Origin of the sequence: Cytobacillus firmus NBRC 15306 (assembly GCF_001591465.1) — a bacterium.
Taxonomy (GTDB): Bacteria; Bacillota; Bacilli; order Bacillales; family Cytobacillaceae; genus Cytobacillus; species Cytobacillus firmus.
The window spans coordinates 46754-62525 of record NZ_BCUY01000010.1 but is presented as its reverse complement, the minus strand read 5'-3'; the positions used below and the strand labels follow the sequence as shown (position 1 = coordinate 62525).

The window sequence follows — 15772 nt, the reverse complement described above, 5'->3', positions numbered from 1 at the left end:
GGGTGGATAATATTTTTGCAATATGGACAAAGGAAGGCTTGCTGCGTGATAACAATAACGATGGAGTCATTGATGGAACAGCTGTATATATAGACCTTCCTGACCATCTCGCACCAGAAGGATTAATTGACTTTTGTGCCCGGCTGGGATATGAAACTACTTCTCTATCCCTTCGTTTTTTTGAACCAGATAAGAATGCTGTGAAAATGAATTTTATCCATTCGGATGTAAAAACCGAGATAAGGCTTGAAAATCGGGAGCTTATTGTCAGGTATAAGAGTGAAGCGGAATTATCCGATTTACTGAAACATTTAGCTGCGATGGACCCTAAAGAGTCCAGTGGAACCAGTGTTGCGCTTGAACTTAAGGATGGCAGACTAACTGCGGGACAAAGTTTTATCAAAACGATTGAGGGCAGGAAAGCAGAGTTAACTCCTGAAATTAATAGCTTGAGTGATTTGTGGAGCTTTTCCGGTATTGGCGATAATAATGAAGCGTCTCCATCGAAACTGTTAAACCTGAACGTGAGTGTGGAAGAATCTATTAAAACAGCAGATCTAATAAAAGGATTATGCTGCTTTGCCGCTAGAAGTGCGATGTGCTCTACTGACATTATTTTCCCTGTAACTGGTAACGGGAGTTCGTCTGAAGGACTGCGACTCGAGGTTCTTGGGGATTCCTCTGCTAGTTTAGAGCTTACAGAACCGAATGTATTGCAGTTAAAGGGACCAAAGGAATTATTAGGCTTAGCTGCCCAGCATCTTGCAAGGGAGAAGCATTGGAGCGAGGGCGGTGCCTTTGGCTACTGGGAACAGGGATATCTTTTAAAGCAAAAGACGGAGGCTCCGCTGCTGTTTGAAGCGGAGTGGGAGGATGTGCAGGAAACAGACCTGGCTTATGGAGTTTTAAAAGGTTCAGGGGATCTTGAAGGTGCTGATATTGAGGTTTTTTTATCGGAGCCAGTTGAAGTTCGCCGGAATCTGGAGAAACAATGGGGGAATCTTTTTCCTAAAGTAAAGACGTTAAAAGTTCGGTCTGCTTTTAAAACAGGCATGCATTGGCTTGTTGAAGAGGTTTTGCCTGACTTGCGGGAATCTGCCGAAGATGTCCTGGGTCTGGAGATAAAAGTGAAGAAGGAAACAGGGGAACATGGGCTGGAGCTTCCCATTCGCTGGATCCAGGAAATGTATCCTGCGGACAGGTTAATAGAGGAAGAGTATAATCTGAAGGCTGCACAGGTAAATTATCAGTTAGAGGACAAGCTGGAACATACATATGAAGTTTTTCGTGTGGATGCACAGGGTGTGAGACATTTTGCAGGCTCATTGGATGTTCCTGTTTCTGAGCTGCCATATGTGGATGGAAAGCATTATGTTTATCCTGTTTCAAGTGCTGTCCGAATTCGCAAAGGCGGGATTGTTGTCCGGGAACAGCTCATCCAAACGGATAGGGAACGTTTTTACCGCCATTATACAGAGGAAGTGCTGCCAAGGATTCGCAGGGAAGTTGCCGATTATAAGGATGGGCAAGGCCACACGAGGCCATTATTTGACCGTATTGAAATCGATGTGTGGATGAGTGAAGAAGAGCGGAAACTGCCGGTTGATGAAGAACGTGTATCTTCACTTGAAGCCTTGCATGAGGATCTTTATTTCAATACTCTTGATTATTTTGCCCATATGGGTGAAGAGCTTGAAGGTAAACCATTTAATGCTCCAGGCGGTGTCCATCCTTTTTTGCATGTTAGAAAAGGAGGGAAACCGGAAGCGTGTATTCGGGTGTACAGCTGGGAGGACAAGCCGCTTGAAAATTGGGTGACAACCTCTATTCTATTTAATGAGGAAGGGGCATTGGCTAAAGCAATCATGACCAATGACAAGGAAGAGGTCACCCTGGCGATTGAAGCTTTTGAAAAACCTGAAGGGCATATCCATCAGGATGTACAGCGCTGGCTGGACGAGCAGAGGTCCTATCGGATCTTATATCCGGACCATTCCTATCAGGGGCATGCCATTCCTATTATTGAATGTTTCATGGATGCGGGGGAGGAGTTTTATTCTCCTTTAAAAATGTCATTATTCAAGAAAACAATTTTCATAGAAGCAGGGCATCATTCCAATGAAGTATCAAGTACGCCTGCTGTCCTTCAGCTGCTGGAACGTGCCGGTAAGAAATTTGGTGATTGGCAAAAGGAAATTAACCTCATCATCCTGCCTCTCGCAAATCCGGATGGATATGAACTAGTAAAAAAGCTTGCAAAAGAGCATCCGGAATGGAAGCATCACGCTGCCAGATATAATGCCGTTGGGCTGGAGTATTCCCTTGTCCGTTTTCAAAAAACAGTGTTTGGCGAGGCAAATGTCTATCCCAAAATCCTTCGCCGCTGGGCACCAGACGTGATTGTTGATGACCACGGAATCCCGGCCCATGAGTGGGTGCAGCCTTTTGCAGGATATAATAGTCCGCCGCGCTTTCCGGTTTCCTATTTTCTTCCAAGCGCCAAAATTTATGGGATTGGACGATTATCGAGCGGAGACCACCGTGACTTACATGTTGAAAATCTGGAGTCTGTTGTTTCAAAGATAAGCCAGTATATCAGCGGTACCAGCATAGATAAAGAAAATCAATACTGGCAGGAGCGGTTCAGGAAGTATGGCAATCAGTGGCTGCCAGAAGTTTTTCCAATTGAAGAAGCGCCAGGCATCCACTTTTACCGGCAGGCAGATGTAGCACCATCTTATTCAACCATTGGCATTTCAAGATATCCAGACTGGATTGCAGCGGAAATAATTTCAGAAGCGGCAGATGAAGTGGTATATGATGAGGTGCTTGAAAGCTGTATAGAAGCGCATATTGTTTTTGATTTAGCCATTTTGGAGGTTCTTCAAAAGGCCCGTATAGAAGTGAAAAGAAATGGGCTATCGCATGAACGAATAAGGCCTATTAAACTCTCGTGAAAAGGAAGGTTTTAATAATGAAAACTCTATTATTAACTGGTTTTGAACCATTTCTTGATTTTACAATTAATCCGACTAAGCGAATAGTGGAAGAACTAAATGGGGAAGAGGTCGGAGAATACAAAGTACAGGGCGAAATTTTACCGGTCGATTTTAAAAAGTCGGGGAAGCTGTTATTAGAGCATATTGAAAAAATTCAGCCTGATGCGGTCATTTCTTTAGGTCTTGGTGGCGGGCGCTATAAAATAACTCCTGAAAGAATCGCGATTAACATAAATGATGGAAACTCTGACAATAGCGGCAATGTCCCGGTCGATGAAATGATCCAGGAAGATGGAGCGGACGGCTATATGTCCACACTGCCCGTACGAGCCATGGTTAATCGCTTAAAGGAAGCAGGTTTGCCTGCAGAAGTATCGAACACTGCGGGGACCTACCTATGTAACCATGTCATGTATCAGGGGCTGCACTATGCCAAAACACATAATAAAAACATACCGTCTGGATTTATCCATATCCCTGCTTCCCACGAACTCGCCATCCAGCACGGAAAAATCCCAAGCTGGTCACACGAAGACCTCAAAAAAGGAATCTTAATTTGCCTCGAGGTGCTGGCATCGAAGTTTTAAGGTTTGAGCATCTCGTGGAGACATTTTTAGATACAAAATCGTATCAGAGAAGACAGAGGGTGCATACTCTCTGTCTTTCTTTTTATAAATTCATCGTGCGAAAAGGCTTATTTGCAAAATTCCCAGCTCTATTTGCAGGTTCAAGGATTTTATTTGCAGGTTCAAGGATTCTATTTGCAGGTTTCCCGGTTCTATTGGTAATGTTCACATTCACAGCACTTAAGCAGCGTGCCAGGGTCTGACCTATCAAGCCTTCTATTAAAATCAATCAAACGTTTGATTGAACCCGGGAAACCCCTTTAAACACTGCATTCCCGGATGAGACAAACATAAAGTAATTTCATAATTTAGTGTTTCAACTTGAAATTACAGCGCTTACATTGTATATTGAATACGTATTCAAAAACTAGAAATTTCAGAAAGATGGTGAGCGATTGGAGAGAATAGCTGTACTTGGGTGCGGCACGATGGGCCATTCAATTGCGCTTAACGCGGCCTGGGCCGGACTGAGCGTGACCATGCAGGGAATCAGCGACGCCGACCTGGAACAGGGCTGGACCAACATGCTGAAGAAGCTTGAGGTTATGCTCAATAACGGTATTTTATCCGAATCGGAAGCTGGCCACATTCAGGAAAATATTAAAATGACTGTCTCTGTTGAAGAAGCAGTTCAGGGTGCTACTTTCGTGATTGAAGCTGTACCGGAAAACATTCAATTAAAGATTGACTTATTCAAACGTCTCGACGCTCTCTGTGATCCCGATGTCATTCTTGCAAGCAATACTTCAGGCCTTAGTCCAACGGAGATTGCTTCAGAGACTGCCCATCCGGAACGCACGGTAGTGACGCACTTCTGGAACCCGGCACATTTAATTCCACTTGTCGAGGTTGTTCGCGGTGAGAAGACCGGCGATGAAGCAGTGGAAAGATCCTTTCAGCTTTTAAAGCAAATGAAGAAAAAGCCGATTGAAGTGAAAAAAGAGGTTCCCGGTTTTGTCGGCAATCGCCTTCAATATGCACTTTTCCGTGAAGCCCAATACCTTCTGGAGGAAGGCATCGCGAGCAAAGAAGATATTGATGATGCCGTTACTTACGGCATTGGACGCAGGCTCCCTGTTTCAGGCCCGTTGATGACGGCCGATATGGGCGGGCTGGATGTCTTCTCCGCCATCTCTGATTATCTGTTCCAGCACTTATCCAGTGCAGAGGAATCTTTGCCGGAACTAAAGAAGCTTGTGTCTGAACAGAAGCTCGGCGACAAAACGGGTGAAGGCTACTACAAATGGGATGAGGCTTTTTCCAAAGAGTACAATCAGAAAAGGGAAGCTGAGCTCATCCGTTTTTTAAAAAAGGATCTGGGAATTCAATAATTCTGATGGAGGAATGGCATGAAGAACTTTCCTGACCTGGAGAATAAATCAGTAATTGTGACAGGCGGAAGCAAAGGAATCGGCAGGGATATCGCCATTTCCTTTGCCGAAAACGGAGCGAAGGTTGTGATCGTGGGGAGAAATGAAGAGGCACTCCGCCAGACAACCGATGAACTGAAAAAAATAAACAACAATAGCTATTATGTTTCCGCTGATTTAAATAATGTCTCAGAGATTAAAAGAATGACAGAAGCAGCAGTGGATTATATGGGCTCACTAGATGTTCTGATTAATAACGCCGGAATTAACCGGGCCAAGCCTGCCATGGAAGTGACGGAAGAGGACTGGGACCTGACGCTTGATACCAATTTGAAGGCAGCGTTTTTCTGCAGCCAGAAAGCAGCCGAGTATATGATTCCGAATCAATCCGGCAAGATTGTCAATATTGCTTCCCAGATGGCGTTTGTCGGCTACTACAAACGGGCGGCCTATTGTGCAAGCAAGGGAGGCATGGTGCAGCTGACAAAAGCGCTCGCGGTTGAGTGGGCTTCAAATGGCATCAATGTAAACGCAGTGGCTCCAACCTTTATTGAAACAGAGCTGACTTCGAAAATGTTCGAAGACAAGGAATTCGAAAAGGAAGTCTACGGCAGAATTCCGCTTGGAAAACTTGCGGATGCCGAGGATGTTTCGGCCGTAACTCTATTCCTTTCTTCCAATCTATCAAAGTTCATTACAGGCGATACAATAAAAGTAGATGGCGGCTGGACAGCCATTTAAATTTTTTTCCTTAACTTTGCATACGTATTCAAAAAATAAAAACAGGAGTGATATCAAAATGGTAACTTTCTTAAAACAAGGCAAAAATGATCAAGAGGTACAGGAAGCAGATGTAAAAGTAAGAGAATCGGTGAGCGCCATTCTTAAAAATATTGAAGAAAACGGAGATGCGGAGGTTCGCAAGCTTTCCGAGCAGTTCGATAAGTGGTCACCGGAGCAATTCAGACTATCTGAAGAGCAAATCTGGGAGATCGTGGCATCTGTACCTGAACAAACGATCAATGATATCAAGTTTGCACAAGAGCAGATCCGCAATTTCGCCGAGCATCAAAAAGCAGCACTGAAGGACATTGAAGTCGAAACATTGCCTGGCGTGTTCCTTGGACACAAAAACATTCCAGTAAACAGTGTCGGCTGCTATATTCCCGGCGGACGCTACCCAATGGTTGCTTCTTCTCACATGAGTGTGTTGACGGCGAAAGTAGCGGGCGTTAAGCGCGTAATTGCCTGCACACCTCCAATTAAAGGAGAAATTCCTTCTGCAACGGTTGCGGCGATGCATCTTGCCGGCGCTGACGAGATTTACCTGCTTGGCGGAATCCAGGCGATGGGTGCAATGGCAATCGGAACAGAAACCATCGAGCCGGTTGATATGCTTGTTGGGCCAGGAAATGCGTTTGTGGCGGAAGCGAAGCGCCAATTGTATGGAAGAGTCGGTATCGATCTGTTCGCAGGCCCAACTGAGGTTCTTGTCATAGCGGATGAAACATCCGATGCAGAAATAATTGCAACAGACCTTTTAGGACAGGCTGAGCATGGACCAAACTCTCCTGCTTGTCTAATTACAACATCTGAAAAATTAGCGAATGAAACAGTGGCAGAAATCGAACGCCAGCTGGAGACTCTTCCAACAGCAGATGTTGCAGGAGCGGCATGGGAAGACTACGGCTCCATCATCTTAGTAGACAGCCTGGAAGAAGCCCTAGTGGAAGCGGACAAATTGGCTTATGAGCATGTGGAAGTTTTAACTGAAGATCCGAACTACTTCCTTGAAAACATGACAAATTACGGTGCACTTTTCCTTGGGCCTGAAACGAATGTGGCTTACGGTGATAAAGTAATCGGAACAAACCATACACTTCCAACGAAAAAGGCAGCCCGCTACACAGGCGGATTATGGGTGGGTAAATTCCTGAAAACGTGCACATACCAGAGAACAACTCCGGAAGCGAGTGCGAAAATCGGTGAATATGCATCCCGTCTATGTGACCTTGAAGGCTTTAAAGGCCACCAGGCACAGGCTGATCTTCGTGTAAAACGCTACAGCAGTCTCGTGTAGTAAGCAAAATCTGTTATAATTTCTCTGTCTAGATTCGGGCAGGAGGAACACGCGTTGAAAAATAAAAAAGTGACAGCAATGGATGTCGCCCGATTGGCAGGCGTTTCCCAATCGAGCGTATCCCGGGCTTTTAGTGAAAATTCAAGTATCTCATCAAAAAAGAAAAAGCTAATTCTGGATGCTGCCGAACAGCTTGGATATCAGCCGAATGCCATAGCACGGGGCCTGATTACCAATCAGTCCCGCATCATCGGCGTTGTCATGCGAAATATCCAGAACCCTTTTTATCCGGAAATCCTTGATAAGTTTTACAGCAGGCTGGCTGAAAAAGGGTACAAGGTGATGTTTATCAACTCCCAGAATAACGAGATCCAAGAGGATGAAGTGAGCCATTTAATTGAATACAGCGTCGAGGGAGCCATCATCACAGATGCGCTACTGACCTCTTCGACTGTACAGAAGTTTACCCGCAATGGCATCTCGGTCGTCCTGTTTAACCGATATGTAAACGATTCCTTAAGCAGTGCTGTTGTATGCGATAACTTTGCTGCCGGGAAAAGGATTGGGCACTACTTGATAGAAAAGGGACATGAAAATCTCGCCTTTATCTCCGGACCGATGAATACATCAACAACAGTTGATCGAAAAAATGGCTTCCAGGAAGCTTTGGCAGAACACGGCATCTCTTCCTTATTAACCGAAAACGGCCTTTATTCATATGAAGGAGGATTTACAGCAGCCCAAAAACTGCTGGAACGCAGTAAAAAGATAGATGCCATCTTCTGTGCAAATGACATATCCGCTTTCGGCGCAATGGATTATCTGAAAAAACAGGGTATCAAAATCCCTGAGGATATATCTGTAGTAGGCTTTGACGATGTGGCTATGTCAGATTGGGCATCTTATGAATTAACCACCTGGCACCAGCCGGTAGACGAAATGGTCGATTATTCGATTAACCTCCTTTTGGAGCATATTAATGGGGACACGGACACCCCTGAAATCCAAAGATTAGAAGGCCATTTGGTGGAAAGAGGATCCGTAGCGGACAGAAGTTAATGGAGAGAAGGTGTGGGTTTTCGGGATAGGAGGCTTTTTATGCTAAGTATGATCGGATTGCTTGGGGGGATCGGGCTTCTCATCTATTTGACGATGAGAGGGATGAATCTGCTGCTTGCTGCCCCTCTTTCAGCATTTATTGTTGCAATATTCAGTGGATTGCCGATTTTCCCTCAGCTGGCAGGCGAGGGAGAGGTCAATTTTCTGACTAACTATATGAATGGATTTGCGGGGTTTATTACATCCTGGTATTTGATGTTCTTATTCGGGGCCATTTTCGGAAAACTTATGGAAGACAGCGGAGCAGCAGACAGTGTTTCCAAATGGATTATCGATAAAATTGGCATGAAGCGGGCGGCGTTAGCTGTTGTCATTGCCTGTGCGGTCTTAACCTATGGCGGTGTATGTCTGTTTGTTGTTGCTTTCTCCGTCTATCCAATGGCATTGAGCCTATTTAAGGAAGCCAATCTGCCAAGAAGATTCATTCCGGCAGCTCTTGCCTTCGGTTCGACTACATTTACCATGACGTCTGCGGGTTCCCCGGAGATCCAAAACTGGATTCCGATTGAGTTCCTAGGCACTTCCCCATATGCCGCCTGGGAAGTCAGCTTCATTGTCGCAATCTTTATGATGGCATTCGGATACTGGTGGCTGAAGAAAATGATTAATAAGGCGATACGCAATGGAGAAAAATTTGAGGCAAGAGAAACAGATACTGCACTGATCCGTGAAAACTTGCCAAGCCCATTATTAAGTATGATTCCCCTAGTGGTCGTCCTTGTCATTTCATTTATTTCCCATGATTCATTGGCACAGTCAGCCTTAATTATTGCCTTATTGAGCGGCTGTTTTGCAACTTATTTTCTTAACCGTAAGTATTTCACGAATGTATGGGGAGCCGTATCAGATTGTGCCGATACTTGGTGTTATTTTAGCGGTCATTTTATTCTCGATTTTCTAAAGTGCTTATCAGAAAGACAGAGAGGTTCAGGCTCTCTGTCTTTCTTTCTATTAAAATCGGGGCGGTATCCGCTGTGCAGGCTTGCGCTATTTGCAGAATTTCTGGGACTATTTGCAAGATCGGCCATGCTATTTGCGGGTTCAACCGGTCTATTTGCAAAATGTACATCTCTATTTGCAGGTTTCCCATTTCTATTAAAACTCCGAAACTGGAATCAGGTTATTTTTTAAAAGTGTTTTAGGGAAATCGGCAGCATCCTCTTAGCGGGATTGCTCTATTTGCAGAATTACCTTCACTATTTGCAAGAAGGGCCACGCTATTTGCAGATTCACCCGGTCTATTTGTAAAATAAGCATCTCTATTTGCAGATTTCCCGTTTCTATTAGTAATGTTCAAAACTCCGAAACTGGAATCAGCTTAGCTTTTAAAAAGAGTTATTTTTTATGAAAATCGGCAGCATCCTCTTAGCGGGATTGCTCTATTTGCAGAATTACCATCCCTATTAGCAAGAGTGGCCATGCTATTTGCAGATTCACCCGGTCTATTTGCAAGATGGTCCACTCTATTTGCAGGTTTCCCATCCCTATTAGTAATGTTCACACTCAGGCACCACCCTGGAACCTATCTATCTCTTCAAAAGTGTTATAATTTAGAAAATTAAAATTACCGGAGGGGTTCCGTATGCCTCAATCCATTTCTGATAAGAAAGAGGACTTACTAAATGATGAGCTGCTAAAAGTGAAAAACTGGATGACACCCAGCCCGTTTTGTATTCAGCCGGGGCAGACACTGGCAGAAGCTTCAAAAATGATGGCGAGCCTTCATCTGGAAAGCCTGCCTGTCGCTGATGAAAGCAATCGCTTGGTTGGAATGATCACTTCCAGGAAGCTGCTTAACTACTTTGCCCAGGGCAACCCGGGTGATGCTTTAATTGGCAGCATTCCCAAATCGAATCAGGCAGCTGTCCGGCCGGATGATTCCATTCTTGATATTATGTCGCTTCCCTACGATCAGCTTCCTGTCACGGGCGAAGATGGCGAGCTGCTTGGCATTCTGACAGCCAGAGATATTCTGGATGGGCTCTCCAAATACCTGTATAAGCTAAGGCAGCAGCATAATTCCGAGGGTGCACTTGGCGCCATTTTGGAAAGTGCCTATGAGGGAATAGCGGTTGTCGATGAAAACGGCATTCTGCAGGAATTTAACGAGGCCTATAGCCGTTTTACCGGCATAAAGCGGGAGGATGCGATTGGCAGGCATGTCACAGAGGTCATTGATAACACACATCTTCATGAAACGGTAAAGACCGGGATAGCTGAACGGGGGGTTCTCCAGAACATCCAGGGCCATGACATGGTGGTGCACCGGATCCCCCTCTGGAAGGAAGGACGGATTGCCGGCGCCATCGGAATGCTGATTTTTGAGGGAGTCACAGAAGTTTATAAAATCTATGAAAAGCTGCAGGAAAACCAAGATGCCAAGCCGGATCTTTTCACAAAGAAAAAGGAAAATGACAGCCGGGTTACCCTTGACCAAATCATTGGGACAAGTGAAGGGATTACGGAAGTGAAGAGGCTGGCACGGAAGGCGGCCAGGACTGTGGCCACTGTCCTCATAACAGGGGAAAGCGGGACGGGAAAAGAGATGTTCGCCAAGAGCATCCATCACCTCAGCCCTTTTTCCACCGGGCCTTTCATCAGTGTCAACTGCGGGGCCATTCCGGAGCATTTATTCGAGTCTGAACTGTTTGGCTATGAAGAAGGCGCCTTTACTGGGGCGAAAAAAGGCGGCAAGCCGGGGAAGTTTGAGCTTGCAGACAATGGCACGATTTTTCTCGATGAAATCGGAGAGATGCCGCTTGTCATGCAGACCAAGCTGCTGCGGGTCCTGCAGGAAAAGGAAGCAGAACGAGTCGGCGGTGTGAAAAAGTATCAGATTAATGTCAGAATTATTGCCGCAACAAACCGCAACCTTATGCACATGGTTGAAACCGGGGAATTCCGTGAGGATCTTTATTACCGGCTGAACATCATCCAGCTCCATATCCCTCCGCTGCGGGAACGGAAAAAGGATATTCCTGTCCTGCTGGTCCATTATCTGAAGGAAATCTGTGAGCGGTACCAGGTACCTGGAAAACTATTTACATCTGAGGCGGTGAACGCTTTTGTCCAGCATCCGTGGAGAGGGAATATCCGCGAGATGGTGAATACAGTGGAACAGCTGGTGACACTGGTTGATGGGAAGGTCATTGACTATCATCATTTGCCGGAGATGCTGAAAAAGCCGGAACCCGTCTTGAAAAAGGAGAATCCAGCTGCAGGGTCAATTGAGGAAGCTAAATTACTGGGCAGCCAAAGAGAGTCTGAAATTATTCTGGATGCATTAAGAAGTGCAGGCGGAAATAAATCGAGAGCTGCAGATTTGCTTGGAATTCATCGGACAACTCTCTATCAAAAACTGAAAAAGCATAGAATAACCTGAATGAGTGTAGTGGTTTCGCTACAAAAAATCTACAACTGTAGTGTAGTGACTACACTTTCACCGAAAGAAAGCACTGACTTTACTGGATTTCAAAGTTGGCACGCTCCTTGCAAGTATAAGTAGTAATAGAACAAAAGGGGTGGAATGTCCAATGGAGAAGCCAGCAGTTTTCCGGGTGCCGGAAGCGATCTTTTATGGAAGGGGATCTTCCGAAAAAGTTGGTGCTGAAGCAGCGCTCAGAGGGAAAAACGCATTAATTATCAGTGATAAAATAATGGATCAGCTTGGATATGTAAGTGAATGCAGAATATATCTCCAAGAAGCGGGGGTAAAAAGTGAGATCTATCTGGGGGTAGCATCTGAGCCGACTGACGAGTATGTGGCAGAAGCACTCGAGCTGTTTCAAAAGCAGCAATGTGACCTGGTTATTTCAGTAGGCGGCGGCAGCTGTATCGATACAGCAAAAGCCATTGCGGTATTAGCAACAAATGGCGGCTATATCGGCGAGTATATGGGAGGAAAGAAACTGGCACAGAATGCACCGGTTCCTCACATAGCGATTCCGACAACAGCCGGGACTGGCTCTGAGGCGACAGATGTAACCGTCATCACAAATTCATCCAATGATGTCAAAATGATGATCAAACAGCCTGCGTTTATGCCGAGCGTGGCAATTGTGGATCCGCTGCTTACCCTTTCATCACCGAAGAATGTAACATCAGCAACCGGGGTTGATGCCCTAAGCCATGCAGTTGAAGCATATCTCTCCAAAATGGCACATCCGATGACAGACACAATAGCGATATCGGCCATGAAGCTGATCGTGAAAAATATTTTAACCGCTTACAATGAGGGGGACAATGTCGATGCCAGGGAGGCAATGAGCCTTGGGTCCCTGCAGGCTGGAATGGCGTTTTCAAACGCATCTGTATGCCTTGTCCATGGAATGAGCCGTCCAATCGGTGCATTATTCCATGTTCCTCATGGAATCTCAAATGCCATGCTTCTGCCGGCTGTTCTTGAGTTCAGCCAGGAAGCATGTGTGGACCGCCTGGCGGATATCGGCCGAGTTTTTCAGCCTGATAATGAAAGCCTTACCAATGAAGAAGCTGCAGAAGTGGCTGTTCAATCCATCAAAGAGCTTTGCAGGAAATTAAATATTCCTAACTTAAGAGGTTGGGGAATAGACGCGGAAGCCTTTTCGGATGCGGTTGGTAAAATGGCAGACGACGCCATCGACAGCGGCAGCCCGGGCAACAATCCAAGAGTTCCGGCTAAAAGCGAACTCGAAGAGCTTTACCATGTTTGCTACGATTATCAGTTTTCCTCTGAAACCGAGAAAGTGTAACAGGGGGACATACAGATGATTGGAATGCTGGGGTTAATCGCTTCACTGCTTCTATTAATGTATTTAACTATGAAAGGCGTAAATATTATTATTGCCGCCATCATCAGTGCAGTTGTGGTTGCTCTGACAGGAGGGCTTAACCTTGAGACAGCCCTGACAGAGCATTACATGACAGGCTTTACAGGTTATTTTTACTCATGGTTCCTCATCTTTTTATTGGGCGCCATATTCGGAAAAATCATGCAGGTAACCAAAGCGGCTGACAGCATTGCGAATTGGGTCAAGGATACACTTGGGCCATCAAGAGCGGTATTTGCAGTCGTGGCGGCAGCAGCCATCATGACTTACGGAGGCGTCAGCTTGTTTGTTGTAGGCTTCGCCGTTTACCCAATTGCTGTTTCCCTATTTAAAGTGGCCAATCTGCCGCATCGTTTTATCCCGGCGGCGTTGGTGTTCGGATCCATATCCTTTACGATGACTGCACCGGGCTCGCCGGAAATCCAAAATTTGATTCCGACAGAGTTTTTTGGAACAAAGCCGACAGCGGGCGGAATCATCGGGGTGTTAATGGCCCTATTGATCATGGTAATAGGCGGTATTCTGCTTAGCCGGATGGTGAAAAAAGCGGTCCAAAATGGGGAGGTATTCTCCTTGCCTAATCAGCCGTCCGGTGCCAATGAGTCGGCAGCAGCTCTTGAATCGGAGCTGGAAATGCAAAGGCTGAATGCTGCTCCGGCAGGGAAAGGCTATCCGAATGTGATCATGGCCATTTTACCGCTGGCATCAGTGATTGCGATTTTAAATACCGCTGCCAACTTTACGTCTTCGACGGCGGCCGCATTGATTTCCCTGACCAGCGGCATCGTTTTGGCATGTGTGCTGATGATGAAATATTTAGTCGGATTCTGGGAGGCGCTTGCCAAGGGTGCCCAGGATGCTTTAGTTGCCGCAGCTAATACATGTGCGGTTGTAGGCTTCGGAAGTGTTGCAGCCCAGGTTGCTGCATTTGATACCTTTGTAGATGCACTGGTAAATATCCCGGGGCCCCCGCTGATGGGACTGGGGATTGCGGTTACTTTGATATGCGGTATTACCGGGTCGGCATCCGGCGGCTTAGGCATTGCGCTGCCGATTCTGGCGCCAATGTATCTGTCGCAAGGACTGGACCCAGGTGCCATGCATAGAATTTCAGCGCTTGCCTCCGGCGGACTGGACTCACTGCCGCATAATGGATATGTCGTAACAACGATCCGGGCGATATGCGGAGAAACCCATAAACGCTCCTATTGGCCAATTTTCATTCTAAGTGTAGCAATGCCAACGGCTGTACTATTCCTGGCAATATTCTTATATTCAATCTTTTAATTTCGAAAGGGGATTATTACTATGACAGCGACAACAACAACGGTATTAAAAAACTTTATCAATGGTGAATGGGTGGATGCCAATACAGATAAATTTGAAGTAGTGCCAAACCCTGCAACGGGCGAGGAGCTTGCCCGCACACCGATTTCCACACGCGAAGATGTCGATCATGCTGTACAGGCAGCCAAGGAAGCTTTTAAAACCTGGAGCAAAACACCGGTGCCAAAGAGAGCCAGAATTCTATTTAAATACCAGCAGCTTTTAATTGATAACTGGGACGAGCTGGCAAAGCTGATTACACAGGAAAACGGCAAAAACTATAAAGAAGCCTATGGCGAGGTGCAGCGCGGAATAGAATGTGTAGAATTCGCTGCAGGTGCCCCATCCCTCATGATGGGCAAGCAGCTTCCGGATATTGCAACAGATATAGAATCAGGCATGTACCGCTATCCGGTTGGTGTTATTGGCGGCATCACGCCATTCAACTTCCCGATGATGGTTCCCTGCTGGATGTTCCCGCTTGCAATTGCGTGCGGCAACACATTTGTGTTAAAGCCATCTGAAAGAACGCCAATCCTTGCTAATCGCCTGGCAGAGCTGTTTACAGAAGCGGGCCTTCCTGCTGGAGTATTCAATATTGTTCATGGTGCCCATGACGTGGTAAACAGCCTGATCGACCATAAGGATGTACCGGCAATTTCATTCGTTGGCTCCCAGCCTGTAGCCGAGTACATTTACAAATCAGCTACAGCAAAAGGCAAGCGTGTCCAGGCGCTGGCTGGTGCCAAGAACCACTCCATTGTTATGGCGGATGCCGATCTTGATGGCGCAGTGAAAGAGATCATTGCGGCTGCGTACGGATCAGCGGGCGAAAGATGCATGGCCTGCTCTGTAGTTGTAGCTGTCGATACCATTGCAGATGAGCTGGTTGCGAAACTGAATGAACAGGCGAGTCAGCTGACAATCGGTAACGGCCTGGATGAAAATGTATTCCTTGGCCCAGTCATCCGCCAGGAAAACAAGGAACGCACAAGCAATTACATTGAAATTGGCGAAAAAGAAGGAGCAAAACTTGTCCGTGATGGCCGCAAAGACGAAGCATACCACGAAAACGGCTACTTCATCGGACCAACGATTTTTGATCATGTAGATCCATCAATGAAAATCTGGAAAGAAGAAATTTTCGCACCGGTACTTTCTGTTGTGCGTGTAAATAATCTTGAAGAAGCAATCGAGCTTACGAACAAATCCGACTTTGGAAACGGTGCATGCCTATTCACTGACAGCGGAAGCAGCGTCCGCTACTTCAGAGAAAATATCGAGGTCGGCATGCTCGGCGTCAACATCGGCGTACCGGCGCCAATGGCCTTCTTCCCATTCTCCGGCTGGAAAAACTCCTTCTACGGAGACCTTCACGCAAACGGAACGGATGGAGTGGAATTCTATACGAGGAGAAAGATGCTGACTGCACGCTGGTAAGCGG

11 protein-coding genes are annotated in these 15772 nt (G+C 46.1%); all 11 read left to right on the top strand.

Annotated features, from left to right (window positions below; all coding sequences use genetic code 11):
* The first annotated feature begins 2 nt into the window (after positions 1–2).
* The 11 genes from BFI01S_RS05010 (at position 3) to BFI01S_RS04955 (ending at position 15768) form a co-directional block, all read left to right on the top strand.
* Entirely contained in the window at positions 3–2957 is a 2955-nt protein-coding gene (locus tag BFI01S_RS05010; RefSeq protein WP_061791620.1) for a M14 family metallopeptidase, read from the top strand.
* 17 nt (positions 2958–2974) lie between these two features.
* A complete protein-coding gene (gene pcp / locus BFI01S_RS05005; protein ID WP_061791619.1) occupies positions 2975–3586 on the top strand; it encodes a pyroglutamyl-peptidase I in 612 nt (203 codons plus the stop codon).
* A gap of 434 nt (positions 3587–4020) precedes the next feature.
* Entirely contained in the window at positions 4021–4956 is a 936-nt protein-coding gene (locus BFI01S_RS04995; RefSeq protein WP_082804471.1) for a 3-hydroxyacyl-CoA dehydrogenase family protein, read from the top strand.
* Between the two features lie 18 nt (positions 4957–4974).
* Positions 4975–5736, top strand: coding sequence for an SDR family NAD(P)-dependent oxidoreductase (locus BFI01S_RS04990; RefSeq protein ID WP_061791616.1), 762 nt, complete (start codon positions 4975–4977; stop codon positions 5734–5736).
* A gap of 58 nt (positions 5737–5794) precedes the next feature.
* Positions 5795–7075 (top strand): histidinol dehydrogenase, encoded by a 1281-nt coding sequence (gene hisD / locus BFI01S_RS04985; RefSeq protein ID WP_061791615.1) that lies wholly within the window; start codon positions 5795–5797, stop codon positions 7073–7075.
* A 54-nt stretch (positions 7076–7129) separates the two neighbouring features.
* Positions 7130–8134: a LacI family DNA-binding transcriptional regulator gene (locus tag BFI01S_RS04980; RefSeq protein WP_061791614.1), complete on the top strand. Its 1005-nt coding sequence runs from the start codon at positions 7130–7132 to the stop codon at positions 8132–8134.
* Positions 8135–8173: 39 nt separating this feature from the next.
* Positions 8174–9325 carry a GntP family permease gene (locus BFI01S_RS04975; RefSeq protein ID WP_235831103.1) on the top strand — a complete coding sequence of 384 codons (1152 nt, stop codon included), beginning with the start codon at positions 8174–8176 and terminating at the stop codon, positions 9323–9325.
* A 451-nt stretch (positions 9326–9776) separates the two neighbouring features.
* On the top strand, positions 9777–11576 hold the full coding sequence (locus BFI01S_RS04970; protein WP_061791613.1) for a sigma 54-interacting transcriptional regulator: 1800 nt from the start codon (positions 9777–9779) through the stop codon (positions 11574–11576).
* 151 nt (positions 11577–11727) lie between these two features.
* The gene (locus BFI01S_RS04965; RefSeq protein ID WP_061791612.1) at positions 11728–12924 is read left to right on the top strand and encodes an iron-containing alcohol dehydrogenase; all 1197 of its coding nucleotides are present in this window, start codon (positions 11728–11730) and stop codon (positions 12922–12924) included.
* 15 nt (positions 12925–12939) lie between these two features.
* Positions 12940–14289 (top strand): GntP family permease, encoded by a 1350-nt coding sequence (locus BFI01S_RS04960; RefSeq protein WP_061791611.1) that lies wholly within the window; start codon positions 12940–12942, stop codon positions 14287–14289.
* Positions 14290–14310: 21 nt separating this feature from the next.
* On the top strand, positions 14311–15768 hold the full coding sequence (locus BFI01S_RS04955) for a CoA-acylating methylmalonate-semialdehyde dehydrogenase (protein ID WP_061791610.1): 1458 nt from the start codon (positions 14311–14313) through the stop codon (positions 15766–15768).
* Positions 15769–15772: the final 4 nt, after the last annotated feature.